Annotated in this window: 26 protein-coding genes; 12 read left to right on the forward strand and 14 right to left on the reverse strand. The window is 72.0% G+C overall.

Translation table 11 applies throughout. The annotated features are described in order from the left end of the window. Nucleotides 1-13: 13 nt before the first annotated feature. The 3 genes from ACF1A1_RS11635 to ACF1A1_RS11645 all read right to left on the reverse strand — a co-directional run bounded on the left by ACF1A1_RS11635 (nucleotide 14) and on the right by ACF1A1_RS11645 (nucleotide 2,650). Nucleotides 14-724 carry a response regulator transcription factor gene (locus ACF1A1_RS11635; RefSeq protein ID WP_391999004.1) on the reverse strand — a complete coding sequence of 237 codons (711 nt, stop codon included), beginning with the start codon at nucleotides 722-724 and terminating at the stop codon, nucleotides 14-16. A 235-nt stretch (nucleotides 725-959) separates the two neighbouring features. Further along, nucleotides 960-1,565 (reverse strand): FMN reductase, encoded by a 606-nt coding sequence (locus ACF1A1_RS11640; protein ID WP_391999005.1) that lies wholly within the window; start codon nucleotides 1,563-1,565, stop codon nucleotides 960-962. Then, complete coding sequence (locus tag ACF1A1_RS11645; protein WP_391999006.1) at nucleotides 1,562-2,650, reverse strand: LLM class flavin-dependent oxidoreductase; 1,089 nt, start codon at nucleotides 2,648-2,650, stop codon at nucleotides 1,562-1,564. Before ACF1A1_RS11645 ends, ACF1A1_RS11640 begins: the two co-directional genes overlap by 4 nt. Nucleotides 2,651-2,770: 120 nt before the next feature. Here ACF1A1_RS11645 and ACF1A1_RS11650 point away from each other — a divergent pair, with 120 nt between their 5' ends. Then, nucleotides 2,771-3,571, forward strand: a complete 801-nt coding sequence (locus ACF1A1_RS11650; RefSeq protein ID WP_391999007.1) for a DUF6597 domain-containing transcriptional factor — start codon at nucleotides 2,771-2,773, stop codon at nucleotides 3,569-3,571. 37 nt (nucleotides 3,572-3,608) lie between these two features. Here ACF1A1_RS11650 and ACF1A1_RS11655 read toward each other — a convergent pair whose 3' ends face one another. The 4 genes from ACF1A1_RS11655 to ACF1A1_RS11670 form a co-directional block, all read right to left on the reverse strand. Then, entirely contained in the window at nucleotides 3,609-4,397 is a 789-nt protein-coding gene (locus tag ACF1A1_RS11655; RefSeq protein ID WP_391999009.1) for a TIGR03943 family putative permease subunit, read from the reverse strand. Then, nucleotides 4,394-5,461 carry a permease gene (locus ACF1A1_RS11660; protein WP_391999010.1) on the reverse strand — a complete coding sequence of 356 codons (1,068 nt, stop codon included), beginning with the start codon at nucleotides 5,459-5,461 and terminating at the stop codon, nucleotides 4,394-4,396. The genes ACF1A1_RS11655 and ACF1A1_RS11660 overlap by 4 nt, the downstream gene beginning before the upstream one ends. A 2-nt stretch (nucleotides 5,462-5,463) precedes the next feature. Then, entirely contained in the window at nucleotides 5,464-5,937 is a 474-nt protein-coding gene (locus ACF1A1_RS11665) for a MarR family winged helix-turn-helix transcriptional regulator (RefSeq protein WP_391999012.1), read from the reverse strand. A 141-nt stretch (nucleotides 5,938-6,078) separates the two neighbouring features. Then, nucleotides 6,079-6,558: a hypothetical protein gene (locus ACF1A1_RS11670; RefSeq protein ID WP_391999013.1), complete on the reverse strand. Its 480-nt coding sequence runs from the start codon at nucleotides 6,556-6,558 to the stop codon at nucleotides 6,079-6,081. A 194-nt stretch (nucleotides 6,559-6,752) separates the two neighbouring features. Here ACF1A1_RS11670 and ACF1A1_RS11675 point away from each other — a divergent pair, with 194 nt between their 5' ends. After that, nucleotides 6,753-7,091, forward strand: a complete 339-nt coding sequence (locus ACF1A1_RS11675; RefSeq protein ID WP_391999014.1) for a YnfA family protein — start codon at nucleotides 6,753-6,755, stop codon at nucleotides 7,089-7,091. Nucleotides 7,092-7,100: 9 nt separating this feature from the next. Here the strand turns inward: ACF1A1_RS11675 and ACF1A1_RS11680 are convergent, their stop codons facing one another. Next, the gene (locus ACF1A1_RS11680) at nucleotides 7,101-7,538 is read right to left on the reverse strand and encodes an ester cyclase (RefSeq protein ID WP_391999015.1); all 438 of its coding nucleotides are present in this window, start codon (nucleotides 7,536-7,538) and stop codon (nucleotides 7,101-7,103) included. Between the two features lie 161 nt (nucleotides 7,539-7,699). On the opposite strand from ACF1A1_RS11680, the gene ACF1A1_RS11685 reads away from it, so the two are divergent. Both ACF1A1_RS11685 and ACF1A1_RS11690 read left to right on the forward strand, forming a co-directional pair. Beyond that, complete coding sequence (locus tag ACF1A1_RS11685; RefSeq protein ID WP_391999017.1) at nucleotides 7,700-8,476, forward strand: SDR family NAD(P)-dependent oxidoreductase; 777 nt, start codon at nucleotides 7,700-7,702, stop codon at nucleotides 8,474-8,476. Next, on the forward strand, nucleotides 8,476-8,634 hold the full coding sequence (locus ACF1A1_RS11690; RefSeq protein ID WP_391999018.1) for a hypothetical protein: 159 nt from the start codon (nucleotides 8,476-8,478) through the stop codon (nucleotides 8,632-8,634). Before ACF1A1_RS11685 ends, ACF1A1_RS11690 begins: the two co-directional genes overlap by 1 nt. A gap of 75 nt (nucleotides 8,635-8,709) precedes the next feature. Here the strand turns inward: ACF1A1_RS11690 and ACF1A1_RS11695 are convergent, their stop codons facing one another. Next, on the reverse strand, nucleotides 8,710-9,903 hold the full coding sequence (locus ACF1A1_RS11695) for an RtcB family protein (RefSeq protein ID WP_391999019.1): 1,194 nt from the start codon (nucleotides 9,901-9,903) through the stop codon (nucleotides 8,710-8,712). 221 nt (nucleotides 9,904-10,124) lie between these two features. Between ACF1A1_RS11695 and ACF1A1_RS11700 the strand changes: the two genes are divergently transcribed. The 3 genes from ACF1A1_RS11700 (at nucleotide 10,125) to ACF1A1_RS11710 (ending at nucleotide 13,387) form a co-directional block, all read left to right on the forward strand. Further along, nucleotides 10,125-10,955 (forward strand): DUF3558 domain-containing protein, encoded by an 831-nt coding sequence (locus ACF1A1_RS11700; RefSeq protein WP_391999020.1) that lies wholly within the window; start codon nucleotides 10,125-10,127, stop codon nucleotides 10,953-10,955. Nucleotides 10,956-11,073: 118 nt separating this feature from the next. Further along, nucleotides 11,074-11,985 (forward strand): DUF3558 family protein, encoded by a 912-nt coding sequence (locus ACF1A1_RS11705; protein ID WP_391999022.1) that lies wholly within the window; start codon nucleotides 11,074-11,076, stop codon nucleotides 11,983-11,985. A 103-nt stretch (nucleotides 11,986-12,088) separates the two neighbouring features. Next, a complete protein-coding gene (locus ACF1A1_RS11710; protein WP_391999024.1) occupies nucleotides 12,089-13,387 on the forward strand; it encodes a DUF2637 domain-containing protein in 1,299 nt (432 codons plus the stop codon). 63 nt (nucleotides 13,388-13,450) lie between these two features. On the opposite strand, the gene lysS is transcribed toward ACF1A1_RS11710, so the two are convergent. Beyond that, nucleotides 13,451-15,193 (reverse strand): lysine--tRNA ligase, encoded by a 1,743-nt coding sequence (gene lysS / locus ACF1A1_RS11715; protein ID WP_391999025.1) that lies wholly within the window; start codon nucleotides 15,191-15,193, stop codon nucleotides 13,451-13,453. Nucleotides 15,194-15,349: 156 nt separating this feature from the next. Here lysS and argS point away from each other — a divergent pair, with 156 nt between their 5' ends. From argS to ACF1A1_RS11730, 3 genes are all read left to right on the forward strand, one after another. Then, nucleotides 15,350-17,116, forward strand: coding sequence for an arginine--tRNA ligase (gene argS, locus ACF1A1_RS11720; RefSeq protein WP_391999027.1), 1,767 nt, complete (start codon nucleotides 15,350-15,352; stop codon nucleotides 17,114-17,116). Nucleotides 17,117-17,204: 88 nt separating this feature from the next. Next, nucleotides 17,205-17,357, forward strand: a complete 153-nt coding sequence (locus tag ACF1A1_RS11725; RefSeq protein WP_391999028.1) for a hypothetical protein — start codon at nucleotides 17,205-17,207, stop codon at nucleotides 17,355-17,357. A 37-nt stretch (nucleotides 17,358-17,394) separates the two neighbouring features. After that, on the forward strand, nucleotides 17,395-18,228 hold the full coding sequence (locus ACF1A1_RS11730) for a DUF4253 domain-containing protein (RefSeq protein ID WP_391999030.1): 834 nt from the start codon (nucleotides 17,395-17,397) through the stop codon (nucleotides 18,226-18,228). Between the two features lie 4 nt (nucleotides 18,229-18,232). Here the strand turns inward: ACF1A1_RS11730 and ACF1A1_RS11735 are convergent, their stop codons facing one another. Both ACF1A1_RS11735 and ACF1A1_RS11740 read right to left on the reverse strand, forming a co-directional pair. Continuing rightward, on the reverse strand, nucleotides 18,233-19,444 hold the full coding sequence (locus ACF1A1_RS11735; protein WP_391999032.1) for a PLP-dependent aminotransferase family protein: 1,212 nt from the start codon (nucleotides 19,442-19,444) through the stop codon (nucleotides 18,233-18,235). Nucleotides 19,445-19,504: 60 nt separating this feature from the next. Next, nucleotides 19,505-20,371, reverse strand: a complete 867-nt coding sequence (locus tag ACF1A1_RS11740) for an SAM-dependent methyltransferase (RefSeq protein ID WP_391999033.1) — start codon at nucleotides 20,369-20,371, stop codon at nucleotides 19,505-19,507. A gap of 172 nt (nucleotides 20,372-20,543) precedes the next feature. Here ACF1A1_RS11740 and ACF1A1_RS11745 point away from each other — a divergent pair, with 172 nt between their 5' ends. Then, a complete protein-coding gene (locus tag ACF1A1_RS11745; RefSeq protein ID WP_391999034.1) occupies nucleotides 20,544-20,765 on the forward strand; it encodes a hypothetical protein in 222 nt (73 codons plus the stop codon). On the opposite strand, the gene ACF1A1_RS11750 is transcribed toward ACF1A1_RS11745, so the two are convergent. Beyond that, nucleotides 20,705-21,979, reverse strand: a complete 1,275-nt coding sequence (locus ACF1A1_RS11750) for a helix-turn-helix domain-containing protein (RefSeq protein WP_391999035.1) — start codon at nucleotides 21,977-21,979, stop codon at nucleotides 20,705-20,707. The genes ACF1A1_RS11745 and ACF1A1_RS11750 overlap by 61 nt on opposite strands. 233 nt (nucleotides 21,980-22,212) lie before the next feature. On the opposite strand from ACF1A1_RS11750, the gene ACF1A1_RS11755 reads away from it, so the two are divergent. Continuing rightward, nucleotides 22,213-22,911 carry a DUF4232 domain-containing protein gene (locus ACF1A1_RS11755; RefSeq protein ID WP_391999037.1) on the forward strand — a complete coding sequence of 233 codons (699 nt, stop codon included), beginning with the start codon at nucleotides 22,213-22,215 and terminating at the stop codon, nucleotides 22,909-22,911. Between the two features lie 12 nt (nucleotides 22,912-22,923). On the opposite strand, the gene hemB is transcribed toward ACF1A1_RS11755, so the two are convergent. Then, a complete protein-coding gene (hemB, locus tag ACF1A1_RS11760) occupies nucleotides 22,924-23,916 on the reverse strand; it encodes a porphobilinogen synthase (RefSeq protein WP_391999038.1) in 993 nt (330 codons plus the stop codon). Nucleotides 23,917-24,254 lie beyond the last annotated feature (338 nt).

Consider the following 24,254-nt stretch of genomic DNA (forward strand, 5'->3'; position numbering starts at 1 on the left):
CGGGCCCGCCCCCTCAGTCTTCCCGCAGCACGTAACCCACGCCCCGCACGGTGTGGATCAGCTGCGGGGCGCCGGGCGCGTCGAGCTTGCGGCGCAGATAGCCGACGTAGACGGCGAGGTTCTTGGAGCCCGGGCCGAAGTCGTAGCCCCAGATGCGGTCGTAGATCGTGGCGTGGTCGAGGACGATGCCCGCGTTGCGTACGAGCAGTTCCAGCAGCTCGAACTCGGTACGGGTCAGCTCCAGCTCCCGCTCCCCGCGCCAGACCCGCCGCGCCTGCGGGTCCATGCGCAGCCCGGCGGCCTCCACAGACCGCTCGGTGACCGCCGCCGGCTTCGGTACGCCGGCCGGGATGCCGGGGTTCGTGCGGCGCAGCAGCGCCCGCAGCCGGGCGAAGACCTCTTCGACGTCGAAGGGCTTGACGACGTAGTCGTCGGCGCCCGCGTCCAGGCCGGCGATCCGGTCGGCGGTCTCCACGAGCGCCGTCAGCATGAGGATGGGCGTTCGGTCGCCCTCGGCGCGCAGCACCCGGCAGACCTGAAGGCCGTCGATGCCGGGCATCATCACGTCGAGGACGAGCACGTCCGGTGGCGTCCGGTGGGCGTGCGCCAGCGCCTCGACGCCGTCGGCGACCGCCGTGACCTGGTAGCCCTCCAGGGTCAGGGCCCGTTCCAGGGCGTGGCGGATGGCGCGGTCGTCTTCGGCGAGGAGCACGGTGGGAGGCACGCGTCCAGTCTGCCAAGGCCTCCGGCGGTTGGGCGGTCCCGGTGGTCCTGCGGTGACCCTTCTTACTGGGCTCTCACCGTCGGGGTGGCCGTCCCTGGGGGCTGCCGCCCCCGGACCCCCGCTTCGGCCCTGAACGGGCCTCGTCCTCAAACGCCAGACGGGCTGAGTCACCCGCCCGGCGCCCGAGAGCGAACGCCGGACGGGCTGGATCTCCCGGCCGGCGCCCGAGAGTCGGTCACCGCCTGGACAGCGCCGCCAGGTGCTCGGCGAACGGCACGACCTCCAAGGCGTCCTTCGCCGGCTCCGCCGGTTCCGTCGGCTTCGCCGCCGACAGGCCCGTCATCAGGGCGGACAGTTCGCCCGCGGCCCGCTCGATCCGCTCCGGCAGCCCCTGCGCGCCCCAGTCCTCGGAGGCGGCGTACACGCCGGTGGGTACGACGACGGCCCGCAGGTGGGCGAAGAGCGGCCGCAGGGCGTGCTCCAGCACCAGCGAGTGCCGCGCCGACCCTCCGGTCGCCGCGATCAGCACGGGCTTGCCGGTCAGCGCGTCCTTCTCCAGCACGTCGAAGAAGGACTTGAACAGTCCGCTGTAGGACGCCGAGAACACCGGCGTGACGACGATCAGACCGTCCGCCGCGGTCACCGCGTCCAGCGCGGCCGCCAGCTTCCGTCCCGGGAAGCCGTTGGTGAGGTGGTGCGCGATCTCCACGGCGAGGTCGCGCACCTCCACGACCCGGAGGTCGACCGGGGTGTGCCGGTCGACGGCGGCCGCGAGCCGGTCGGCGAGCAGCCGGGTGGACGACGGGACGCTCAGCCCCGCCGAGACGACGACGAGCCTCATGCGACGGTCTCCTTCCGGGCGGCGGCGAGCAGGGACTGGTGGGTCGGCGCCTCCGGCACGTCCGCCGGACGCCCCTTCGCGAACTCCCGGCGCAGCACCGGCACGACCTCCTCGCCGAGCATGTCGAGCTGCTCCAGCACGGTCTTCAACGGCAGCCCGGCGTGGTCCATCAGGAACAGCTGGCGCTGGTAGTCGCCCGCGTACGCGCGGAAGGACAGCGTCTTCTCGATCACCTGCTGCGGCGAGCCGACGGTCAGCGGGGTCTGCTCGGTGAAGTCCTCCAGCGACGGCCCGTGCCCGTAGACGGGCGCGTTGTCGAAGTACGGCCGGAACTCGCGGACCGCGTCCTGGGAGTTCCGCCGCATGAACACCTGACCGCCGAGCCCCACGACGGCCTGCTCGGGCGTGCCGTGCCCGTAGTGCGCGTACCGGGTCCGGTACAGCTCGACCATGCGCCGGGTGTGGTCGGCCGGCCAGAAGATGTTGTTGTGGAAGAAGCCGTCGCCGTAGAACGCGGCCTGTTCGGCGATCTCGGGGGAGCGGATCGACCCGTGCCAGACGAACGGCGGGACCCCGTCCAGCGGCCGCGGCGTCGAGGTGAACCCCTGCAACGGCGTACGGAACGTGCCCTCCCAGTCGACGACGTCCTCCCGCCACAGCCGGTGCAGCAGGGCGTAGTTCTCGACGGCGAGGTTGATGCCCTGGCGGATGTCCTGCCCGAACCAGGGGTAGACCGGCCCGGTGTTGCCGCGCCCCATCATCAGGTCGACGCGCCCGTCGGCCAGGTGCTGGAGCATCGCGAAGTCCTCGGCGATCTTCACCGGGTCGTTGGTGGTGATGAGGGTGGTCGAGGTGGAGAGGATCAGCCTCTCCGTCCGCGCGGCTATGTAGCCGAGCATCGTGGTCGGGGACGACGGCACGAACGGCGGGTTGTGGTGCTCCCCGGTCGCGAACACGTCGAGCCCGACCTCCTCGGCCTTCGACGCGATGGCGACCATGGCCTTGATCCGCTCGCGCTCGGTCGGCGTGCGGCCCGTGGTGGGGTCCGGCGTGACGTCGCCGACCGTGAAGATCCCGAACTGCATGGTCGCTCAACCTCCAGAAGTTGTTGACCGTTAAACTACACGGCCCAACAGCGACCCCCTCCCCTCTATTCCACTCCCTCCCTTCCGCCGGCTGTCAGTACCCCCTCCTACGATCCCGGCATGGCCGCCCCACGCCGTGACACCCGAGGCATCGTCGACGCCGCGCAGCTCTTCGCGCGCGTCCGCTTCCGCCGCCGCGAACCGGCCCCGCCCCTGCGCCCCTACCTGGAGCACTACTGGCTGATCGACTGGCACCTGGACCAGCCCCACACCTCCCACGTGGTGCCGCACCCGTCGGTCAACATCGTCTTCCAGCACCACGAGGGCCGGGCCCCCTACGCCGAGCTGGCCGGGATCGGCCTCGGCCTCTTCACCCAGAGACTGGAGGGAAAGGGCCGGGTCTGCGGGATCCAGTTCCGCCCGGGCGGCTTCCGCCCCTTCGCACCGGACCACCCGGTCGGCCACTGGACCGGCCGCCGCGTCCGTCTGCCGGACACCGACCCGGAGCCCGTCCTCTCCACCGACGACGAGGACGCCCGCGTGACCGCCCTCGACACCTACCTCCTGGGCCTCGACCCGCGCCCCGACCCCCGGGCCGACCGGGCGATGACCCTCGTCGACCACATCCGCGCCGACCGCACGATCCGCCGGGTCACGGACCTCGCGAGAGCCGAGGGCACGTCGGTACGCCTGCTGCAACGGCTGTTCGCCGCCTACGTCGGGGTCGGCCCGAAGTGGGTGATCCTGCGCTACCGCGTCCACGAGGCCCTGGAAGTGGCGGAGACCTCGGCCGACGTCGACTGGGCGGCCCTGGCCGCCGCACTGGGCTACGCCGACCAGGCCCACCTGGTACGCGACGTCAAGGCGACGGTGGGCGTACCGCCGACGGCCTACGCACCCCGCAGGGCGGCCCGGGGCTGACACCCGTACGGCTCCGCCGCGTGCGGGCGCGCACCCCTCACAAGCCCAGCGGCAGCGCGTCCGTGTACCCGTTCACCGGGCGCTCCGTCTTCTCGACGGTCCGGGCGTCCAGCGCGACCGCCGCCGACGACGTCCCCAGGGTGCCGTCCGCGTGCCAGGTCCCCGTCACCGTCACCCAGGTGTCGGCGGCCGGCGCCCCGACCCCGTACACCCGCACCTTCACCGACTGCGCGTCCGCCGCACAGCACGACAGCAGGATCCGCGTCAGGTACCAGCCGTCGCCCCCGCCGGCGGGCGTGACGAACCCGGTCATCCGGACCGTGCGGCCCTCGATGGCCTGCCCGGTGTCCTGCTGCACCCGCTGGGTGAAGTCGGTGAGCGTGATCGGCAGCGGCGAGGTCGCGGGCAACGGCTCGAAACCGTCCTCCTCGACGACCGCCACGGCCTTGGGCGCCTCGCGGGAGGCGGTGAACGCGCCCAGCGCGGGCGGGGCGTAGAAGAGCAGGCTCAGCGCGGGCAGGAACAGCAGCCAGGCGACCCGCGGGACCGCGGAGTGGTCGTGCCCGTGGCCGTCCCCGCGGTGACTGTCGTGACCGTCGCCGTCATGCTCGTGGCCGTCATGCTCGTGGCCGTCGTCCCCCTCCGGCGTCCGCCGCCGTGACACCGCCTCCGCCACCCCGAGCAGCACCAGCAGCAGCCCCGACCCGATCAGCAGCGGCCGCATGCCCTCCTTGACGTACCTCAGGTACAGGTCCGTGAAGAGCGAGACCTGCAACAGGCCGAGCCCGCTCAGCACCAGCAGCACCACCTGCGCGAGCCGCTTCACAGCAGCACCCCTCCCACCACCACGCTGCACACGACCGCCACCACGGCCGTCGCCGCGGAGAACCGGACCGCGAAGGCCCGCCCGAACGTACCCATCTGCAAGGCGATCAGCTTCAGGTCGACCATCGGCCCCACCACCATGAACGTCAGCCGCGCGACCGGCGAGAACCCGCTCAGCGAGGCCGCCACGAACGCGTCGGCCTCCGAACACACCGCGAGCACGATCGCCAGCACCGCCAGGAACAGCACGGACAGCCACGCCGAGTCGGCGAACGCGTCGACCACCGAGCGCGGCACCGCCACGTTGAAGGTCGCCGCGGCCATCGCCCCCACCACGAGGAAACCGCCCGCGTGCAGGAAGTCGTGCTGGAAGCCGCGCCGGAACTCCGTGAACCGGCTGTGCCCCGGCCGGTGCCCGGTGTGCCGCACGGCCGGCTTCAGCCACTCCGCACGCCCCAGCCACAACCACAGCCACCCCATCACGGCCGCGGTGACCAGCGAGGCGAGCAGCCGGGCCAGCACCATCTCCGGACTGCCGGGGAACGCGATGGCGGTGGCGATCAGCACGACCGGGTTCACGGCGGGCGCCGACAGCAGGAACGCGAACGCGGCGGCCGGGGTGACCCCCCTGCCGATCAGACTGTTCGCCACCGGCACCGACGCGCACTCACAGCCCGGCAGCACCACCCCCGCCGCCCCCGCGACCGGCACCGCGAGCGCCGGCCGCTTGGGCAGCAGCCGGTTGAACACCCGCGCCGGCACGAACGCGTTGATCGCCCCCGACAGGGCCGTACCGAGCAGCAGGAACGGCAACGCCTGCACCGTCACCGCCAGACACACCGTCCGCCACGCCTCGACCGCCGGCTCCTCCAGCGACCGCCCCACGAGCACCAGCACCGCGCCCGGCAGCACGGCGGCGGCGACCAGCAGCAACGGCCACCGGCGGGGCAGCCCCCGCCCCGAGGCCACGGGAGCGGCGCCCGCCTCCCCCACCCGTATGTCCGCGTCCACGTCCGCGTCGGTGTTCGTGTCGGTGTTCGTGTTCGTGTCCCGGACGGTCCGCATGCCTAGACCCGGCCTCCCCGCAACCGCACGACCTGCTCCCCGCTGAACTCCACCGTCCGCCTCATGTGCCGCACGATAACGGCGAGTTCGGCGTCGTCCAGCTCCGCGAACAGGGGGCTCCAGTCGCCGCCCAGCCGCTCCCACGTCCGCCCGAACTCGGCGATCCGCTCCGGCACCGTCGCCACCAGCACCCGCCGCCGGTCGACCGCGTCCCGCTCCCGCACGACGTACCCCGCCTTCTCCAGCCGGTCCACCAGCCGCGTCGCCGACCCGGTGGTCAGCCCCGTCAGCTCGGCGACCCGGCCCGTCGTCACCGGCGCCCGCTCCAGCGACAGCAGGTTCAGACACTGCAGGTCGGTGGGGTGCAGCCCGAGACGGTCGGCGACGGCCTGGTTGAACAACGCGAAGGCGGCCACGTACCGGCGGGAGACGGTGGACAACTCGTCCAGCAACCGCGACCGCACGTTCCCGGACATCGCCCGCACACCCCTTCGTCAGCGCCGTCCGCAGATCGTACGACGAGCCGCGACCCGACCGGTCGGAAGCCGAACCCCACCGGGCCGACGACCGCCCCCGCGCACACGGACCGGTACGGGCCGGAAGAAGACCGGTACCGGTCAGAAGAAGTACGGGTCACCGGTGTCCAGCACCAGCACCCGCTGCCGGTCATTGGCCCGGTTGCGGTCCACCGCCCCGCCGCCCCACACCGTCTCGACCTCCAGCGTCACCTCCGCCGGCCGCCCCTCCAGCCACGCCCCCACCTCGATCCGCTCCCCCGGCGCGTCCGCGGCCAGCGCCCCCGTCCGGCACACCACGTCCCGCGCACCCGTCCGCGCACACCCGGCCGGCAGCCCCTGCGGCCGGTCCGCCAACGGCACCGACCAGCGCAGCCGCACGGACGCGTCCGAGACGTCCCCCGGACCGTGGTTGCGCGGGGTCAGCCGCACGTCGACCCGCCCGCCGTCCAGGACCGCGACGCCGTGGTACGACAGATCGGCCTCCGGAACGCCCGCGGCGGCGGACGGCGCCACCACCACACCCGCCGCCACCGCACCCACCAGCGCACCCCGCACGGCGAGAACCCGCATCCAGCGCATGCCATCCACTCCTCGGTCGGCCAGGGACAGGGACGTACGACGCCTACGACGTACGCATGTATCCCCGGTCCGCCGGCCGACAGGCGCCCTCCAACAGGTGACAGGACACCCACCGGCAACTGACCGGGCGCCCCCCGGCAACTGACCGGGCGCCCCCCGGCAAGCGACACCGCACAGCGTGCGAAGCTGCTGTCATGCTCGTCCTCCGCTCCGCCGCCCTCTTCGCCGTCGCCGCGCTCTTCGAGATCGGCGGCGCCTGGCTGGTCTGGCAGGGCGTGCGCGAGCACCGCGGCTGGCTCTGGGCCGGCGCGGGCGTCATGGCCCTCGGCGCGTACGGCTTCGTCGCCACCCTCCAGCCGGACGCGAACTTCGGCCGGATCCTCGCCGCCTACGGCGGTGTCTTCGTCGCCGGTTCCCTGGCCTGGGGCATGGTCGCCGACGGCTACCGCCCCGACCGGTGGGACGTCACGGGCGCGCTGATCTGCCTCGTGGGCATGGCTGTGATCATGTATGCCCCGCGAGGCAGCGGCTGACCGGACCGCTCAGGTGGACGCCAGGTCGGGCAGCAGCCCCAGCTGCTCCAGGAACTCCATCTGGTCGAAGTAGAGCCGGTAGCTGACGATCTGCCCGTCCACCACCGTCGCGAAGTCGGCCCCGCGGACCCTGACCTCCCGCTGTGTCGCGGGCAGCGTCTGTCCGTCCGGCATCTGCAACGGCCCCGTGTTGCGGCCCCTGAAGAACCCCTCGTCGACGGCGGTGGTGCCGATCTCGAACGAGTGCACCGGCTCGTACGTCGCCTCGGGGATCGCGTCCGTCATCTGACGCCAGTACTCGACGATCTCGTCGCGCCCGTGAAGCTCCCCGGCCTCGGGAGTGACGGCGACCGCGTCCTGCGCGAACAGCTCGGCGACGACCCTCATGTCGGGCTTGGTGGTGAGCGCCTCCGTGAGCCGGTCCATGACCTCACGTGCCTGTCCCATCGATCCACCTCCTGAACAGGGGATCACCCACCCCATTCTCCCACCGGAGCCCCCGGCGGGCCGACCGCGGAGCGAGATCGCCGACCGCTCGCCGGCCCCGCCCCCCTATCCTGACCGAGCAGGCTTTCGACACCGCCCGAGGAATCCGAGGAGCAGTCCCCATGGCCACCGCCGCACCGTCCGCCGCCTCCAGCATCGCCGTCGTCACCGGTGCGAGCAGCGGAATCGGCGCCGCCACCGCCCGGCAACTCGCCGCGGCCGGCTACCGCGTGGTCCTCACCGCCCGCCGCAAGGACCGCATCGAGGCGCTGGCCGAGGAGATCGCCGCGGCGGGCGGTTCGGCGACGGCGTACCCGCTGGACGTCACGGACCGCGCGGCGGTCGACGAGTTCGCCACCGCCTTCAAGACGATCGGCGTCCTCGTCAACAACGCGGGCGGCGCGCTCGGCGCCGACCCGGTGGCCACCGGCGACCCGGCCGACTGGCGCACCATGTACGAGACGAACGTCATCGGCACCCTCAACCTCACCCAGGCCCTGCTGCCCAAGCTGGTCGCGAGCGGCGACGGCACGGTCGTCGTCGTCTCCTCCACCGCCGGCCACGGCACCTACGAGGGGGGCGCCGGCTACGTCGCCGCCAAGCACGGCGCCCACGTCCTCGCCGAGACCCTGCGCCTGGAGATCGTCGGCCAACCGGTCCGCGTCATCGAGATCGCGCCCGGCATGGTCAGGACCGACGAGTTCGCCCTCACCCGCTTCGGCGGCGACGAGAGCAGGGCGGCGAAGGTCTACGAGGGCGTGGCCGAACCGCTCACCGCCGACGACGTTGCCGACACGATCACCTGGGCGGTGACCCGCCCCAGCCACGTCAACGTCGACCTGCTGATCCTGCGCCCGCGCGCCCAGGCCTCCAACACCAAGGTCCACCGGGAACCGTGATGCCGGAACGGACCCCGGAGGAGAAGTCGGCGGAACAGCGCCGTCTCGCCCAGGAGACGAGGAACGAACGCCAGGTGTGGTACTTCCTGGCGTACTTCCTCTTCGGCATCCACATCATCGCCTTCGTGATGATCTACGCCGTGAAGCACGGGAACTGAGCACCCGTCAGAGACGCACAGGGGCCCGGGCCACCGGCCCGGGCCCCTGCCCGCGGACGTCGACTCCCCCGGGCGTCAGCCCTTCACGCACACGACCTGCTTGAGCTTCGCCACGACCTCCACCAGGTCCCGCTGCTGGTCGATGACCTGCTCGATCGGCTTGTAGGCGCCGGGGATCTCGTCCACGACACCGGAGTCCTTGCGGCACTCCACGCCCCGCGTCTGCTCCTCCAGGTCCTTCGTCGAGAAGCGGCGCTTCGCCGCGTTGCGGCTCATGCGCCGACCGGCGCCGTGCGACGCCGAGTTGTACGCCTTCTCGTTCCCGAGGCCCTTCACGATGTACGAACCCGTGCCCATGGAACCGGGAATGATCCCGTACTCGCCGGAACCGGCGCGGATCGCGCCCTTGCGGGTGACGAGCAGGTCCATGCCCTCGTAGCGCTCCTCCGCCACGTAGTTGTGGTGGCAGGAGATCTCCGGCTCGAAGGTCGGCTTCGCCTTCTTGAACTCCCTGCGGACGACGTCCTTCAGGAGCGCCATCATGATCGTGCGGTTGTACTTCGCGTACTCCTGCGCCCAGAACAGGTCGCTGCGGTAAGCCGCCATCTGCGGGGTGTCCGCCACGAAGACGGCGAGGTCGCGGTCGACCAGGCCCTGGTTGTGCGGGAGCTTCTGCGCCACACCGATGTGGAACTCGGCGAGTTCCTTGCCGATGTTGCGGGAGCCGGAGTGCAGCATGAGCCACACCGCACCGGATGAATCTATGCACACTTCGCAGAAGTGGTTGCCGCTTCCGAGGGTCCCCATCTGCTTCGCGGCCCGCTCCTCGCGGAACCTCACCGCCTCCGCGATCCCCCCGAACCGCCCCCAGAAGTCCTCCCACCCCGCGGTCGCCAGCCCGTGGAAACGCCCCGGCTCGACGGGGCTGTCGTGCATGCCCCGCCCCACCGGAATGGCCTGCTCGATCCTGGACCGCAGCCGCGACAGGTCCCCCGGCAGATCGTTCGCCGTCAGCGACGTCTTCACCGCCGACATCCCGCAGCCGATGTCGACGCCCACCGCCGCCGGGCACACGGCCCCCTGCATCGCGATGACGGACCCGACCGTCGCACCCTTCCCGTAGTGCACGTCCGGCATCACGGCCAGGCCCTTGATCCACGGCAGGGTGGCGACGTTGCGCAGCTGCTCGAGCGCCACGTCCTCGACCGTCGCGGGGTCGGTCCACATACGGATGGGAACCTTCGCGCCCGGCATTTCCACGTACGACATATCGTCCTCATTCCCCCGAAACACAGCAGAAGTCCTGAATCGCAATACCGGTGCCAAGGTCGACGAACAGGACGGCCGACCGGCATCCACGGTGGTGCGTGCGATACACATTGTCTGTTGGGGCCGCCCCCGCCCGGCAAGCGAATAACCAGCGGGGGCGCGGGGGCACCGGCCCGGGCACGACCAGCCACCCACGTTGTGACCGTCGAGAGGAGCCGACCGTGCAGCGGAAGGCGTACGTATCCGGCGTCGCCGCACTCCTCGCGGTGCTGCTGGCCGGCTGCACCGGAAGCACGGACGACGGCGGCCCGGCGGACAACTCCAACCCCGGCGAGGCCGGCACGGCGACCGCCGCGGCCGAGCCCGGCCGGTACGACAGCCTCCCGCAGGCCTGCGGCGCGGTCAGCCGCTCCACCCTCGACTCGCTCCTCCCCGGTATCCGCGAGATCACCGACGAGGCCCGGCGCGAGACCGCCTACGCGGGCGAGGCGACCCTGACGTACGACACGGACCGCAAGGCCGGCTGCCGCTGGAAGGTGGAGTCGGCGGACGCCACCGACCGCCTCTTCGTCGACTTCGAGCGGGTGGTGTCGTACGGCACCGCGGTCAGCGACGACAGCCAGGCCGAGGGGCTGTTCGCCGAGCAGGTGCTGGCGGCCGACCTCCCGGTGCCCACGGCCTCGGAGACGGGCAGCCCGCAGGCGACCCCCTCCACGAGCGCGAGCCCGTCCGCCACCGTGAGCCCGTCCGCCCCCACGTCGACGTCGACGACCGGGTCCCCTTCCCCGTCCGCCTCCACCACCCCCGCCGACCTGCAGCCCCGCCTCCTCGACGACCTGGGCGACGAGGCGTTCGTGGACGACGTGCTCTCCAGTTCCGGTTCGACGGCGAAACAGCGCACGGTGACTGTGGCGTTCCGCACGTCGAACGTCATCGTGACCATCGAGTACGAGGAGCAGCCGACGACCATCGGCACGGTCCCGGACAGCAAGGAAATGCAGGACAGGGCACGGAAACTGGCCGCCCAGCTCGCCGACTCCCTCGCCGGCTGAGGCCACTTCGCGCCCGTCCGCGGTCCGTCCGCAAAGCCCCCGAAGCGCAGCCGCACAGCTTCTTCACCGCGTACCGTGGCCCCTCGGACCCGATCCGACCGCAGGAACCACGAGCGTCATGAGTGAAGGAACCATGCAGCGACGAGCCCAGCGAGACGACCAGCGTGACCAGCGAACGAAGCGTGCCGGAGGCGTGAGCCGTCTCCTCGTCGCAGCAGCCGCACTCCCCGTGATGCTGATCGTCGCCGGCTGCTCCTCGGACTCCGGCTCCGGCGACGACGCGCAGAAGGCCGGCGCCGCCGCCTCCGTCGACGCCTCCGTGAGCGCCGGGCCGACGGTGCGGGCGGCGGCGTACCAGTCGCTGCCGGAGGCGTGCGCGGTGCTGTCGAAGGCGACGCTGAAGGACATGGTGCCGAAGGGCACGAAGGGCAAGGAGGGCACGTCGAGCGACACCGCCTCCCGCGCCTCGTGTTCCTGGTCGAGCCTGGACAACAACGGTGTGAAGGGCTCGCAGTTCCGCTGGCTGAACGTCTCCCTGCTGCGGTTCGAGTCGGACGCGGCGACCTCCGGCGACCAGCAGGCGCAGGAGTACTACGCCAAGCAGGTCCAGGGTGCCCAGGCGGTGGCGGGCGCGGCGAACACCAGGACGCAGGCGCTCGCCGGGACCGGCGATCAGGCGACGACCGTACGCTACGACCTGAAGAAGAAGGAAGGCGCCTTCAAGCAGCAGACGGTCGTCGCGCGGGTGGAGAACGTCGTCGTGACGGTCGACTACAACGGCGCCGGTCTGGCCGGTGAGAAGACCCCGAGCGCGGACACCCTGACGAAGGCGGCGGAGAAGGCGGCCAAGGAGGCGGTGGCGGCGGTTCGGTCCGCCAACGGCGCGGCTGCGGACGGCGGTTCGACCACGGCCCCGTCCCCGGGCACGTCGACGACGCCCCCGTCGGCCTCGCCCTCGGCCTCCGCCTCGACCTCCGCCTCGGCATCGCCTTCGGTGTCGCCTTCCACGTCGGCTTCGAAGAAGAGCTGACGTACCGGCAACACGTGCGCCGCACACGTGTGTCACCCTGTTGCGCGCACCAACACGCAACGGGAGGGGAGTACGGGTGGCCGCGCCAATCCAGCTGACTCGGATGCACCGCGTTCTCATCGGCGTGGTCGTGGCCGGCGCCGTGATCATCGCCGGTATCGGCTTCGCCGGTTCTTACGCGGCGGTTCGCGAGCTGGCCCTCAAGAAGGGCTTCGGGAACTTCTCCTACGTGTTCCCGATCGGCATCGACGCGGGCATCTGCGTGCTGCTCGCGTTGGACCTGCTGCTGACGTGGATCCGCATCCCGTTCCCGCTGCTGCGCCAGACCGCCTGGCTGCTGACGGCGGCGACGATCGCGTTCAACGGCGCCGCCGCCTGGCCGGATCCGCTGGGCGTCGGCATGCACGCGGTGATCCCGATCCTGTTCGTGGTCGCGGTGGAGGCGGCCCGCCACGCGATCGGCCGCATAGCCGACATCACGGCCGACAAGCACATGGAGGGGGTCCGCCTCACCCGCTGGCTCCTCTCCCCGGTTCCGACGTTCCTCCTGTGGCGCCGGATGAAGCTGTGGGAGCTCCGCTCCTACGAGCAGGTCATCAAGTTGGAGCAGGAACGTCTCGTCTACCAGGCCCGCCTCCGCTCCCGCTTCGGGCGCGCCTGGCGCAGGAAGGCCCCGGTGGAGTCCCTGATGCCGCTGAGGCTGGCCAAGTACGGCGTGCCCCTGGCGGAGACGGCCCCGGCGGGTCTGGCGGCGGCGGGAATCGAGCCGGCGCTGCTGCCTCCGGCGCCGCAGCAGCAGGAGCTGACGGCGGCGCCCGCCTCGGTGGCCGCGGGCCCTCGTGCCGCTGGGACGGCCCCGGTCGCGCAGAATGCGGCACCTGCCGGCGAGCGGCGCCCCGTCCCGGCCTCCGGCCCCGACGCGGGGGACCCGGGCTTCGGGCCCGGGCCGGAGGTGAACCCGTGGCTGCACGCCCGGCATCCGCAGCAGGTCGAGTACCACGGCGGCTACAACCCCCAGTACGACCCGCAGTACGACCCCGAGGCCCAGTACGAGCAGTGGTACGAGGAGCAGCTCCAGGCCGAGCAGTACCAGGACCAGTACCAGCAGGAGCCTCCCGTCCAGGAGCCCTCTCCGGAGGAGACGGGCAGCTTCCCCATCCCGGTGGCCCCGGGCCGCACGCGCGAGCTGGGCGAGGGCGGCGGCGCCCCGGAACCGGACGAGGAGGCGTACTACCAGGTGTTCCGTCAGTCGATAGACGGCAGCTACCCCACGCCCCGCGTCCTCGGCGACAACATCCAGGCGACCTACGGCACGACGCTGAGCCCGAGCGACCTGAAGGCCCTCGCGGAACGCTTCCAAAAGCGCCACTCGGCGGAACTGGAAGAGGACCACATCGCGTGACGCAGACATGAGGGGGGCGCCCGGCGAACACCGGGCGCCCCCTCGTTGTCGTACCGCGCGGTCCTACTCCCCGAGCAGGTACCTCACCCGCTCCTGCCCCACCGCCAGCAGCAGCGTGGGCAGCCGCGGCCCGGTGTCCCGGCCCACCAGCAGGTGGTAGAGCAGAGCGAAGAAGGTCCGCTGGGCGGTCTTGATCTCCGGCGGCAGTTCCCTGGGCGTGGCGTCCGCCGAGAACCCGGCCTGGACCTTGGGCACGCCGTAGACCAGGTGGGTCAGTCCGTCGAGCGACCAGTGGTCCGCCAGCCCGTCGAGCAGCAGCCGCAGGGACTGCTGGGACGCCTCGTCGAGGGACTTCAGCAGGTCGGCGTCGGGCTCCTCACGCACGATGGTCCGCTGGTCGGCGGGGACGTGCGTGTTGATCCAGGCCTCGGCCTTGTCGTACCGCGGGCGGGCCTCGTCGAGGGAGCCGAGGGGGTTGTCGGGGTCCAGCTCGCTGAGGATCCGCAGCGCCTGGTCCTGGTGGCCGGCGGTGATGTCGGCGACGGAAGCCAGCGTCCGGTAGGGCAGCGGCCGGGGCGTGCGGGGAAGTTCCCCGCCGGCCGTCCGCACGGCACGCGCGTGGGCGGCGACGTCGGCCGGCAGGGCGGAGCCGTCGGCGACCTTCGCGTCGAGCTTGTCCCACTCGTCGTACAGGCGCTGGATCTCCTGGTCGAAGGCGATCTTGAAGGACTGGTTCGGCCTGCGCCGGGCGTAGAGCCACCGCAGGAGCTGCGGTTCCATGATCTTCAGCGCGTCGGCCGGGGTCGGCACCCCGCCCCGGGACGAGGACATCTTCGCCATGCCGCTGATGCCCACGAAGGCGTACATGGGCCCGATCGGCTGCTTGCCGCCGAAGATCCCGACGATCTGCCCGCCCACCTGGAAGCTGGACCCCGGGGACGAGTGGTCGACACCGCTCGGCTCGAACACCACGCCCTCGTACGCCCACCGCATCGGCCAGTCGACCTTCCAGACCAGCTTGCCGCGGTTGAACTCGTTCAGCCGGACGGTCTCGGAGAAGCCGCAGGCGTCGCAGGCGTAGGTCAGCTCGGTGCTGTCGTCGTCGTAGGAGGTGACGGTGGTGAGGTCCTTCTCGCAGTTGCCGCAGTACGGCTTGTACGGGAAGTACCCGGCGGAGCCGGAGCTGCCGTCGTCCTCGGCCGCGGCGCCGGAGCCCTCGGCGGCCTCCAGCTCGGCATCGTCGAGGGGCTTCTGCTGCTTCTTGGCCGGGGCCTTCCTGGTCCGGTACTGGTCGAGGATCGCGTCGATGTCGCCCCGGTGCCGCATGGCGTGCAGGATCTGGTCCCGGTACACACCGGTGGTGTACTGCTCGGTCTGGCTGATCCCGTCGAACTCCACGCCCAGCTCGGCCAGCGACTCGGTCATCGCGGCCTTGAAGTGCTCGGCCCAGTTCGGGTGCGGCGAGCCCTTCGGCGCCGGGACGGAGGTCAGGGGCTTGCCGATGTGCGCGGCCCAGGCCTCCTCGTCCACGCCGGCGATGCCCTTGGGCACCTTGCGGTAGCGGTCGTAGTCGTCCCAGGAGATCAGGTGGCGGACCTGGTGCCCGCGCCGCCGGATCTCGTCGGCGACGAGGTGCGGGGTCATGACCTCGCGCAGGTTCCCGAGGTGGATGGGGCCGGAGGGGGAGAGGCCGGACGCGACGACGACCGGTTTGCCCGGGGCCCGACGCTCCGACTCCTCGATGACCTCATCCGCGAAACGGGAGACCCAGTCGGTGGTCTCGGTGCTCTGAGCCACGATCGGCACGTCCTTCTTTCTCCAACGGCAGCCGGCACGGTCGCACGGCTGGCGCTCCCATTGTCCCAGGCCGTGCGGCATCCGCGAAAACCGCTTTTCACCGCGTGGGATACTGGCTTCCCTGTACCAGAAACCCCGGAACCCGAGCAGAACGGCAATCACCCCATGGCCTCGGTCACGTCCCTCAGCGCCACCGTCGAGCAGCACCTCGCGTCCGCCATCTCCGCCATCGTGCCGGAGGCCTCGGCCGACCCGCTGCTGCGACGCAGCGACCGGGCGGACTTCCAGGCCAACGGGATCCTCGCCCTGGCGAAGAAGGCGAAGGCCAACCCGAGGGAGCTGGCGGCGCAGGTCGTCTCCCGGGTGGTCACCGGTGATGTGATCAAGGACATCGAGGTCTCCGGACCCGGGTTCCTGAACGTGACGATCACCGACAGGGCGATCACCGAAAACCTCGCGGCGCGGTACGCGGACACCGGCCGCCTGGGCGTGCCGTACGCGGACGCGCCGGGCACGACGGTGATCGACTACGCCCAGCCGAACGTGGCGAAGGAGATGCACGTGGGCCACCTGCGGTCGGCGGTGATCGGCGACTCGGTGGTCCAGCTGCTGGAGTTCACCGGTGAGACGGTGGTCCGCCGGCACCACATCGGCGACTGGGGCACCCAGTTCGGCATGCTCATCCAGTACCTGGACGAGCACCCGCACGAGCTGGACCACAAGAGGTCCGAGGTCAGCGGCGAGGAGGCGATGTCGAACCTCGGCCGCCTCTACAAGGCCGCGCGGGGGCTCTTCGACTCCGACGAGGAGTTCAAGACGCGGGCCCGCCGCCGGGTGGTCGACCTCCAGGCCGGTGACCCGCACACGCTCGCCATGTGGCAGAAGTTCGTCGACGAGTCGAAGATCTACTTCTTCTCCGTCTTCGAGAAGCTGGACATGGAGATCCGCGACCCCGACATCGTCGGCGAGTCCGGCTACAACGACATGCTGGCCGAGACCTGCCGTCTCCTGGAGGAGTCGGGGGTGGCGGTCCGCTCCGAGGGCGCCCTCTGTGTCTTCTTCGACGACGTCAAGGGCCCCGACGGCAACCCGGTCCCGCTGATCGTCCAGAAGTCGGACGGCGGCTACGGCTACGCGGCCACGGACCTGTCCGCGATCCGCGACCGTGTCTTCAACCTGAAGGCGAACACGCTGCTCTACGTCGTGGACGCCCGCCAGTCCCTGCACTTCAAGATGGTCTTCGAGACGGCACGCCGGGCGGGCTGGCTCAACGAGGACGTGCAGGCGGTCCAGCTCGCGTTCGGCACGGTCCTCGGCAAGGACGGCAAGCCGTTCAAGACCCGTGAGGGCGAGACGGTCAGGCTGGTCGACCTCCTCGACGAGGCCGTCGAGCGGGCCACGACCGTCGTCCGGGAGAAGGCCGCGAAGGTGGGCCTGAGCGAGCCGGAGATCGAGGAGAACGGCCGTTACGTCGGCATCGGCGCGGTGAAGTACGCCGACCTGTCGACCTCGGCGGTCCGGGACTACAAGTTCGACCTGGACCAGATGGTCTCGCTGAACGGCGACACGTCGGTCTACCTCCAGTACGCGTACGCCCGGATCCAGTCGATCCTGCGCAAGTCCGGCGAGGCCCGCCCGGTCGCCCACCCGGAGCTGGAACTGGCCCCGGCAGAGCGGGCGTTGGGCCTGCACCTGGACCAGTTCGGTGAGACGGTCCTGGAGGTCGCGTCGGCCTACGAGCCGCACAAGCTCGCCGCGTACCTCTACCAGCTGGCCTCGCACCTGACGACGTTCTACGACCAGTGCCAGGTGCTGTCCGCCGACAACCCGGTCGAGGTCGTCGAGAACCGGCTGTTCCTGGTCGACCTGACGGCCCGCACCCTGCACCAGGGCATGGCCCTGCTGGGGATCCGGACGCCCGAGAAGCTCTGACGCGTTCCCGACGGACCGGAACCGGCTCCTCGCTCTCGTGCGTCCCCCTCCTGCGAGGACGTGGGAACACGAGTGCGAGGAGCGGCGGTTGGGCGGCACGGACGACCCGACGATCGGGGAAACCCTGGTCTTCCTGCTGGTGGTCGCCGGCGCGGGCGTGGCCATTCCGGCCGCGGTCGTGCTCCCGGTGATCGGCCTGGGCATCTGGCTGACCCACCGTTTCCGGCGTCGTCGCAGGTGAGCGCGGACTGTCAGTGCCTGCCCCTACAGTCACGGGCATGGCGACCCTTCCCAACCCGCTGCCCAGGCTGGCCTCCGACCCGAGCGGGCGTTCCCTCGGGCTCCAGCTCCCGCCCGGGCGGCTGATCGACTCCGTGGCCGAGGACCCCTCGGACGAACCGGTGCTGTGGCACGCCGAGAAGACCGCGGCACCGGGCACCTGGACCGCGTTGGGCGGACGGGCCGGGCGGGCCGGGCTGCTGCCGGTGCTCGTCGACGTCGGGAGCGGCCAGGGCGGCCCGCAGACCTGGGACCTGATGCCCGGGCAGGCGTCCTACCCGGGGGACCACGACGCCGAGGACGTCCTGGCCGACTTCTGGGAGGCCGACGAGGAGCAGGACGAGGCGTACTGGGACGACGAGACCGCCGGGATGCTCGCGCCCTTCGGTCCCGACTGGCCCGGCCTGGCTCCCTCGTCCTCCCTCACCATCGACCCTGCCGTCTGCGCCGCCCGGGTCGCCGACTCGCTGACCGACGGCACCCGTTCCTGGCCCGAGGACCCGCGGCTGGCCCTGGTCCCGGCCCGCCGTTCCGCCGACATCCCGGCCGCCGTCGGCTGGTCCGGCCCGCTCAACCACGTAGACGACGTGGCCCGTCTCTGCGCGGTCCTGCGCTCGTGGGAGGACCGCTTCGGCATACGCGTCGTCGCGCTCGGCTTCGACCTGCTCGTGGTCTCCGTGGCCGCCCCGCCCACCACGGCGGAGGAGGCGGAGGCGGTGGCGGCCGAGCACTTCGCGTTCTGCCCGGACAACGTCCTGCAGGGCCCGGGCAGCCTGCGGGAGTACGCGAAGGGACTGGTCGGGGAGCGCGCCTGGTACTTCTGGTGGGACTGAGCCGCTACGCCCCCCTGAGCCCGCGCCCCAGCCTCCGCAGCCCCTCCCCGATCTCCTCCGGCGTCTGCGTCACGAAGCACAGCCGCAGGGTCGACCGGTCCGGCACACCGGCGTAAAAGGGCGCACCGGGCACGTAGGCCACGTCCTCCTGGAGCACCCTCGGGAGCAGGGCGGTGGTGTCGTACGGCTCCGGCAGCCGGGCCCAGAGGAACATGCCGCCCTGGGGCCGGTTCCAGACGGAGCCCTCGGGGAGGGCCTCGGGCAGGCCGGCGAGCATGGCGTCCCGCCGCTCGCGGTAGACGGCTGCGACGCGGGCCACGTGCGCGTCGAGGTCGGTGTCGGCCAGGTAGCGGGCGGCGGCGAGCTGGTTGACGGTCGGGGTGTGCAGGTCGGCCGCCTGCTTGGCGACCGCGCAGGTGCGCCGCAGCTCCGCCGGGGCGCGCAGCCAGCCCAGCCGCAGGCCGGGGGCCATCACCTTGGAGAAGGAGCCGAGCAGCACGGTCCGGTCGCGGGCCTCGGCGTGCTCGGCGATCCAGGGGACGCGCTCGCCCTCGTAGCGGAGTTCGCCGTAGGGGTCGTCCTCGACGATCCACAGGCCGTGGCGGGCGGCGACGGAGGCGAGGGCGGCACGGCGGCCGGCGGGCAGGGTGCGCCCGGTGGGGTTCTGGAAGGTGGGGACGGTGTAGAGCAGCTTGGGCCGCTCGCGCACGACCAGTTCGGCCAGCGCCTCCGGGTCGGGGCCGTCCGCGTCCCCCGGCACGGCGACGACGCGGGCGCCCGCGAGCCCGAAGACCTGGAGGGCGGCGAGGTAGCAGGGGTCCTCGACGAGGACGGTGTCCCCGGGGTCGAGCAGAGCCGTGGCGAGGAGGGACAGCGCCTGCTGCGACCCGGTGGTGACGAGGAGGTCGTCGGCGTCGGTCGGCAGACCCCGCGCCGCCGTCCGCCGCGCGAGCCGCTCGCGCAGCGCGGGCTCGCCCTCGGTGGTGGCGTACTGCAGGGCCCGGCCGGGCGTCTGTTCCAGCACCTGCCGGAAGGCGGCGGCCACGCCCTCCCGGTCGAACAGCTCGGGCGCGGGCAGCCCGCCCGCGAAGTTGATCACTTCGGGGCGGCCGGTGACGGCGAGGATGTCCCGTACGGGAGAGCCGCCGATCGCCCGTGTGCGCAGGGCGAGCGGTGGAAGGGCGGCGGATGCGGGCACCGAGGTGGCAGTCGTCATGACCGCACCCTAGAGAGATATGTGTCGTCTACACATGGCTTTCTGACATGTGGACCGCGCTCACGCCTTGGTGCCCGTCGCCCCGTACACATTGATGTCGTCGTCCGTGACGTCGTTGATGTCGCGGTAGCGGATCCTGCCGATGTCGTCGAGGGCCTCGAACTCCTCCGGCGCGATGGCCGGCGGGGCGGGCGCCGGACCGGGGTTCCAGCGGTGCACCGGGACGACCCCCGGCTCGTCCGGCGTGAGCCCCGGCGTGTCGGTGAAGAACCGCTCGACGTCCGCCCGCGACCGGAACACGAAGGTGAACCCCCGCTCGGTGTACGTCCGCTGGACCGCGCGCGTCGGCTCGGGATGCATCTCGTCGGTGAGATGGGTCAGGACCAGCCGGCTGCCCGACGGCAGCGCCGCCACCAGCTCCCGCACCAGCGGATACGCCTCCTCGTCCGGGACGAAGTGCAGGATCGCCACCAGGCACAGCGCGACCGGCTGCCCGAAGTCGAGGGTCCTGGCGGCCTGTTCGAGGATCCGGGCCGGTTCGCGCAGGTCGGCGTCGACGTAGTCGGTGCGCCCCTCGGGCCCGCTGGTCAGCAGGGCGCGCGCCTGGGCGAGAACGGCCGGGTCGTGGTCGACGTACACCACCCGTGCGGTGGGGACGATCCGCTGGGCGATCTGGTGGATGTTCTCCCCAGTGGGCAGCCCGGTGCCGATGTCCAGGAACTGCCGTATGCCGTCCTCGGCGGCGAGCCGGGTCACGGCCCGGCGCATGAAGTCGCGGTTGTGCCGGACGTCGAGGTAGCCGCGCGGGTTGGCGGCGAGGGCGGCGGCGGCCGCGGCGCGGTCCACGGGGAAGTGGTCCTCGCCGCCGAGGAGGACGTCGTAGACGCGGGCCGGGTGCGCTTTCGTGGTGTCGATCGTCTCGGACATGCGAACAAGCTAACGGGGAGAGTCGGTCGGCGGGACGGGGATGCGCAGGACGTCCCGGATCCCGTCCCAGGGCGCCGGCGTTCCCGCAGGTCAGCACGGTGGGACCGCCTCCGCGTCCCGACTTTCCCGCCAACCGTGGCCCCGGAGCAGCCGCACCCGACAGGCTGACCCCATGCCGAAGCACGCCACCCGCCACCGCACCCCGCGTCCCACCCGCCACCGCACGCGCGCCCGCATGCTCGCCGCCGCCCTGGCCTGTGCCGCCGCCCTCACCCTCACCGCGTGCCACGACGGCGAGGGCCTGCGCGACGAGGGCCCGGCCGGGGCGGGCTCCTACGGCGTCGGGGACGCCCCGGCCCGCTCCCACGCGGAGCCGCCGAGCGGGAACTCGTAGGCGGGCCGCCCGTTGTTGCCGCTCGTGCGGAACGGCTCGCCGTCGTCGTCGATGGTCAGCGTGTCCCGCCGTGACCCGCTGGACCAGGTCAGCTCCAGCACCCAGCGCACGTCGTACGCGGACGCGTCGGCGCTGACGTAGTAGATCTCCGGGTCGGACTCGCGCACCGTGAACGGGAAGTCGTCGTGCCCCGCCTCCGGCACCAGCGCCGGCCGGGCCGCGTCGAGCGCGACGGTGAAGTAGCGCTTCGGCACCCCGCCTCCGCAGCCGACGCCCGGGTAGCCCATGGCGTAGTCGTTCCAGGCGAGCGGCGAGCGCTTCTCGACGGTACGGACCTTGAGCCCCTCCACGACCACGGTCTCGTCGCCGGTCCCCTGCACCGTCAGCTCCAGGTACTGCCGCCCCGACGACACGGCCTCGTGCGCGTTCACCCAGGCCGGCGCGTCCTGCTCGAGCGGCGGCGGGCCCACCCGCCCCGGCTCCCGGTCGATCAGGTAGCGCTGGTCGCAGGGGCTTTCCCAGGCGTAGGGGCGGACGGAGACGGTGAGGGGCGGGGCGGCGTCGACCGGCCCGGACGAGGTAGCCGCCTCGGGGCGGCCCTTGGCTGCGGCCGACGGCGAGGCGGTGCCCGAACCCGAGGGCGACGCGGTGGACGCCGACGGCCTGGACGAGACGGAGGAGGACGGCGACAGGCTCGCCGGTCCCCCCGGCTTCCCCCGCACGGACGCGGCTCCGGCCGTACGGCGGCCGTCATCGTCCGAGCCGCCGGACAGACTCAGGGACAGGGCGAGGGCGACGGCACCGAGGGCGGTCACCGCGGCGGTCCCGGCGAGCAGGACCGGACGCCGCGCACGGCGAGGCGTGCCCCGGCCGTCCTCGTCGTCCGGCTCGGGCTCGCGCGCCTCCTCGACCACGACGGCCTCCGCGGCCGCCTCGGAGGCCGCCGCACCCCCGTCCTCGCCCCCGGCCTTCCTCCCCCGCAGCGCATCCGCCAGCACCCACCGCCGGTGCAGCTCGACGAGCTCCTCCGGCGTCGCCCTGCAGAGCCGGGCGAGCCGTTCCACGGGCGCGTAGTCCGTGGGGACGGCGTCCCCGTTGCAGTAGCGGTGCAGCGTCGACGTACTCATGTGGAGCCGTTTCGCGAGCGTCCCGTAGCTCAGCCCGGACCGCTCCTTCAACTCCCGCAGCAGCTCCGCGAACTCGGTCGCAGACACCGTTCGACACCCCCGTGATCCATCCCCGTATCCCATCCCCGCGTTCCAGGGATGGGCTGTTCCCCCAGCTCAGACGGCCTGCGGGCGTTCCAGCGTCCCTGATCGTCCGCCGGCCGTGGCGGCTGGGACGCATCCCCCCACAAGCTGAGGCCATCCAAGCACGCCGCTCCCGCCGACCGGTCGAGCAGCGTGCATCGACCAACTGTTTTCAGAAACCCGAAGAGGACTCCGCCATGCGCATCCACCGCACCAGCCGCCTGCTCGCCCCCGCGATCGCCGCCCTCGCCGCCCTCTCGCTCACGGCGTGCGAGGACGGAACGGGCACGAAGGACGAGGGCGCGTCGGCCCCGGCGGCGTCGACGGTCACCGGCACCACCGCGGCAACCCCCGGCGCCACCACCGCGACCGGAACCGGCACGGACCCGGGCGCGAAGCCGACCGAGGGCACGTCCGGAGAGCCGACCGCCTCCACCGCCCCGGGCAAGGCCTCGAACGCCTCGCAGGCCCACGTCCTGTGCAACGGCTCGAACACGGCGGTGACCGCCCAGCCCGTGCCGCGCCCCCTGAACCACATGCTGATCACGGTCACCAACACCGGCAGCAAGGCCTGCGACCTGACCTACTACCCCGTCCTGCGCTTCGACGAGATGCAGTGGGTGCCGCAGGCCGCCAAGGAGACCAAGCCGCAGGCGGTGACGACCCTCGCGCCCGGCGAGTCCGGCTACGCGGGCGTCCTGCTCGCGGCCGCCGACGGCAGCGGTGACGGCGGCATGACGGCGAAGAAGCTGACGGTCGGCTTCCAGGGCAGCACGCCGAACAGCGACGGCGGCGCCGCGGCGACGCCGTCCCTGCCGGCCGAGGGCGTGTACTACGACAGCTCGCTGACGGTGACGTACTGGCAGCAGGACATGGAGGACGCCCTCACCTGGTGACGACCGGACCGCCTACCGGATCTTCCGGGCCGCTTCGGTGGCCCAGTAGGTGAGGATGTTCTGCGCCCCGGCCCGCTTGATGCCGGTCAGCGTCTCCAGGATCGCCCGGTCCCGGTCGACCCAGCCCTTCTCGGCGGCGGCCTCGACCATCGAGTACTCACCGGAGATCTGGTAGGCGACGACCGGCACGTCCACGGCGTCGGCGACCCGCGCCAGGATGTCGAGGTAGGGGCCGGCCGGCTTCACCATCACCAGGTCGGCCCCCTCCTCCAGGTCGAGGGCCAGCTCACGCAGCGACTCCCGCACATTGGCCGGGTCCTGCTGGTACGTCTTCCGGTCCCCCTGGAGCGAGGACCCCACGGCCTCCCGGAAGGGCCCGTAGAAGGCGGACGAGTACTTGGCGGTGTAGGCGAGGATCGAGACGTCCTCCCGCCCGATCTGGTCCAGGGCGTCGCGGACGACCCCGATCTGACCGTCCATCATCCCGCTCGGCCCGACCACGTGCGCACCCGCGTCGGCCTGCACCTGGGCCATCTCGGCGTACCGCTCCAGGGTGGCGTCGTTGTCGACGCGCCCTTCCGCGTCGAGAACGCCGCAGTGCCCGTGATCGGTGAACTCGTCCAGACACAGGTCGGACATGACCAGCAGGTCGTCCCCGACCTCGGCCCGCACATCCCGCAGAGCCACCTGGAGAATCCCGTCCGGATCGGTCCCCACCGTCCCGACGGCGTCCTTCTTCCCCTCCTCCGGCACCCCGAAGAGCATGATCCCGGAGACCCCGGCCTCCACCGCCTCCAGCGCGGCCTTCTTCAGGCTGTCCCGGGTGTGCTGCACGACCCCGGGCATCGCCTGGATCGGCACCGGCTCACTCACGCCCTCCCGCACGAACGCGGGCAGGATGAAGTCGGCCGGATGCAACCGGGTCTCGGCAACCATGCGCCGCATCACGGGGTTCACGCGCAGCCGCCGCGGACGCGTACCGGGAAAGGAACCGTACTTCGTCATACACCTAAGCTACGCCCGCCCCACCACCCCCTTTACCGACGCCCCGTCGGCGCTCCGGCCCCTCACACCCGACCCTCCACACACCCCCCCCACCCGTCCACCCACCGGAGCGGGCCCCGGCGACAAGCACAGCCGATCGCCCCACACTCCCGCAGCCACCCACCCCCCGGAGCGGACCGCGACGGCAAGGCGCAGCCGTTCGCCCCACACTCCCGCACCCGCCCGACGGCCGGAGTGGGTCGTGGCGGTGCGGCGCAGCCCGTCGCTCAGCGCTGCACAGCCAAGCTCCACTGTCACCAACAGGCAGCCGTACGCCCAACCGGCGACGGGCTCGCCGC

Origin of the sequence: Streptomyces sp. NPDC014995 (assembly GCF_043080745.1) — a bacterium.
Classification (GTDB): domain Bacteria; phylum Actinomycetota; class Actinomycetes; order Streptomycetales; family Streptomycetaceae; genus Streptomyces.

Excerpts from the sequence above, each read along its gene's own strand:
- ACF1A1_RS11660 (WP_391999010.1), bottom strand. The coding sequence starts at position 5,461 with ATGCGGACCGTCCGGGACACGAACACGAACACCGACACGAACACCGAC.
- argS (WP_391999027.1), top strand. The coding sequence starts at position 15,350 with ATGGCCTCGGTCACGTCCCTCAGCGCCACCGTCGAGCAGCACCTCGCG.
- hemB (WP_391999038.1), bottom strand. The coding sequence starts at position 23,916 with ATGACGAAGTACGGTTCCTTTCCCGGTACGCGTCCGCGGCGGCTGCGC.
- ACF1A1_RS11645 (WP_391999006.1), bottom strand. The coding sequence starts at position 2,650 with ATGCAGTTCGGGATCTTCACGGTCGGCGACGTCACGCCGGACCCCACC.
- ACF1A1_RS11685 (WP_391999017.1), top strand. The coding sequence starts at position 7,700 with ATGGCCACCGCCGCACCGTCCGCCGCCTCCAGCATCGCCGTCGTCACC.
- ACF1A1_RS11745 (WP_391999034.1), top strand. The coding sequence starts at position 20,544 with ATGCCGAAGCACGCCACCCGCCACCGCACCCCGCGTCCCACCCGCCAC.
- ACF1A1_RS11665 (WP_391999012.1), bottom strand. The coding sequence starts at position 5,937 with ATGTCCGGGAACGTGCGGTCGCGGTTGCTGGACGAGTTGTCCACCGTC.
- ACF1A1_RS11735 (WP_391999032.1), bottom strand. The coding sequence starts at position 19,444 with ATGACGACTGCCACCTCGGTGCCCGCATCCGCCGCCCTTCCACCGCTC.
- ACF1A1_RS11640 (WP_391999005.1), bottom strand. The coding sequence starts at position 1,565 with ATGAGGCTCGTCGTCGTCTCGGCGGGGCTGAGCGTCCCGTCGTCCACC.
- ACF1A1_RS11730 (WP_391999030.1), top strand. The coding sequence starts at position 17,395 with ATGGCGACCCTTCCCAACCCGCTGCCCAGGCTGGCCTCCGACCCGAGC.
- ACF1A1_RS11675 (WP_391999014.1), top strand. The coding sequence starts at position 6,753 with ATGCTCGTCCTCCGCTCCGCCGCCCTCTTCGCCGTCGCCGCGCTCTTC.
- ACF1A1_RS11680 (WP_391999015.1), bottom strand. The coding sequence starts at position 7,538 with ATGGGACAGGCACGTGAGGTCATGGACCGGCTCACGGAGGCGCTCACC.
- ACF1A1_RS11710 (WP_391999024.1), top strand. The coding sequence starts at position 12,089 with ATGCACCGCGTTCTCATCGGCGTGGTCGTGGCCGGCGCCGTGATCATC.
- ACF1A1_RS11670 (WP_391999013.1), bottom strand. The coding sequence starts at position 6,558 with ATGCGCTGGATGCGGGTTCTCGCCGTGCGGGGTGCGCTGGTGGGTGCG.
- ACF1A1_RS11740 (WP_391999033.1), bottom strand. The coding sequence starts at position 20,371 with ATGTCCGAGACGATCGACACCACGAAAGCGCACCCGGCCCGCGTCTAC.
- ACF1A1_RS11690 (WP_391999018.1), top strand. The coding sequence starts at position 8,476 with ATGCCGGAACGGACCCCGGAGGAGAAGTCGGCGGAACAGCGCCGTCTC.
- ACF1A1_RS11695 (WP_391999019.1), bottom strand. The coding sequence starts at position 9,903 with ATGTCGTACGTGGAAATGCCGGGCGCGAAGGTTCCCATCCGTATGTGG.
- ACF1A1_RS11755 (WP_391999037.1), top strand. The coding sequence starts at position 22,213 with ATGCGCATCCACCGCACCAGCCGCCTGCTCGCCCCCGCGATCGCCGCC.
- ACF1A1_RS11705 (WP_391999022.1), top strand. The coding sequence starts at position 11,074 with ATGAGTGAAGGAACCATGCAGCGACGAGCCCAGCGAGACGACCAGCGT.
- ACF1A1_RS11650 (WP_391999007.1), top strand. The coding sequence starts at position 2,771 with ATGGCCGCCCCACGCCGTGACACCCGAGGCATCGTCGACGCCGCGCAG.